Here is a 1,981-nt window from a genome sequence, read left to right on the forward strand (position 1 = left end):
GCCCTGGTGCGCGTCGACGAGCTGCGCGCTCCCCGTGCCGACGACCCGCAGCCGCAGGTCGCCGAGCCCGCCCTGCCGTGACCCGAACGGGCCGCCCGGCAGCGCCCAGCACGGATGAAAACGAGATTCCCGCCATAGCCGACGTTGCTATGGCGGAAAGTGCCGCGGTGTTGTCTGATGGCTGCCACGTCCCTCAACGAGAGGATCCGATGTGGTGAGCAAGCGCTTCACCGCCGGTGCCGTCGCGACCGCGACGGCACTGGCACTCGCGGTGACGGGCATGAGCGTGCCGGCCAGTGCCGTGCCGGCCAGTGCCCGTACCTTCACCGTCGTCGCCGAGGACGGTGTCTCCGCGGACGCGGCCATCGCCGCCATCCGGTCGGCCGGCGGCACGGTGGTCTCCCGGTCCGACGAGGTCGGCATGTTCCGGGTCACCAGCGACCGGACGGACTTCGCCGCGAAGGCCACCGCCGCGTCGGCGCTGATCGGCGCCACCGAGCAGAAGGCGATCGGCCGCAAGCCCAAGCTGGACCGGGTCGAGCAGGAGCACCTGCTGGCCGCCGCCGCGGCCAAGGGCGCCGGCGCCAAGCGTGGCAAGAAGATGGACCCGCTGGACGACAAGCTCTGGGGCCTGGAGATGATCCGGGCAGACCGGGCGCGCAAGGTCGAGCCGGGCGACCGCCGGGTCACGGTCGGCGTCCTGGACACCGGCGTCGACGCCAGCAACCCGGACATCGCGCCGAACTTCAACTGGGCGCTGTCCCGCAACTTCGCTCCCGACATCGTCGACGTCGACGGCGAGTGCGAGGTGGCGAGCTGCCTCGACCCGGTCGGCACCGACGACGGCGGGCACGGCACCCACGTGGCCGGCACGATCGGCGCCGCGGCCAACGGCTTCGGTCTCTCCGGCGTCGCCCCGAACGTCTCCCTGGTCGAGCTCAAGGGCGGCCAGGACTCCGGCTACTTCTTCCTGGAGCCGGTGGTCAACTCCCTGCTGCACGCCGGGAAGGTCGGCCTGGACGTGGTCAACATGTCCTTCTACGTCGACCCGTGGCTCTACAACTGCACCGCCAACCCGGCCGACTCCCCGGAGCACCAGGCCGAGCAGCGGGCCATCATCAAGGCCATGAAGCGGGCCCTGAACTTCGCCCACATCCGGGGCGTCACCCTGGTCGGCGCGCTGGGCAACAACCACGAGGACCTGGGTGCCCCGCGCACCGACGTGTCGAGCCCGGACTACGGCGACACCGCGCCCTACCCGCGCGAGATCGACAACGACAGCTGCTGGGACCTGCCCACCGAGGGCCCCAACGTGATCAGCGTGTCGGCGGTCGGGCCGTCGGGCAAGAAGTCGGACTTCTCGAACTACGGCACCGAGCAGACCGCCGTGGCGGCGCCCGGCGGCTGGTTCCGTGACGGCTTCGGCACGGACACCTACCGCACCGACGCCAACATGATCCTCTCGACGTATCCGAAGAAGGTGCTCCAGGAGGAGGGCTCGGTCGACGCCGACGGCAACATCGTCGCCGGGTTCGAGGAGACGGTCTTCAAGGCGTGCAAGGCCAACGGGGAGTGCGGGTACTACACCTACCTGCAGGGCACCTCGATGGCGGCCCCGCACGCCTCCGGCGTCGCCGCGCTGATCGTCAGCAAGCACGGCAAGAAGGACGGCCGGGGTGGCTACGGGATGGCACCGAAGCTGGTGGAGCAGCACCTCTACCGGACGGCGGCCGAGCACGCCTGCCCGGAGCCGCGCCTGCAGTCGTACGCCAACGAGGGCCGGGACGCCGAGTTCGACGCCTACTGCGCCGGAGGGCTGAACTTCAACGGCTTCTACGGCTACGGCATCGTCGACGCGTACGCGGCGGTGAAGACCCCGCTCAAGCCCAACGCCCGCCCGTAACGACGCACCACCAGGGGGGCCCGGCCGACTTCGGCCGGGCCCCTCGCACGTCCGGCGGCGGGCGGTCGATCCGGCGCC

1 protein-coding gene is annotated in these 1,981 nt (G+C 71.1%); it reads left to right on the forward strand.

Features of this window, described 5'->3' with window-relative positions:
* Positions 1 to 214: 214 nt before the first annotated feature.
* Positions 215 to 1,903 carry a S8 family serine peptidase gene (locus AB0B91_RS65465; RefSeq protein ID WP_357662853.1) on the forward strand — a complete coding sequence of 563 codons (1,689 nt, stop codon included), beginning with the start codon at positions 215 to 217 and terminating at the stop codon, positions 1,901 to 1,903.
* Positions 1,904 to 1,981: the final 78 nt, after the last annotated feature.

Source organism: Nonomuraea sp. NPDC049141 (genome assembly GCF_040648415.1).
GTDB lineage: Bacteria > Actinomycetota > Actinomycetes > Streptosporangiales > Streptosporangiaceae > Nonomuraea.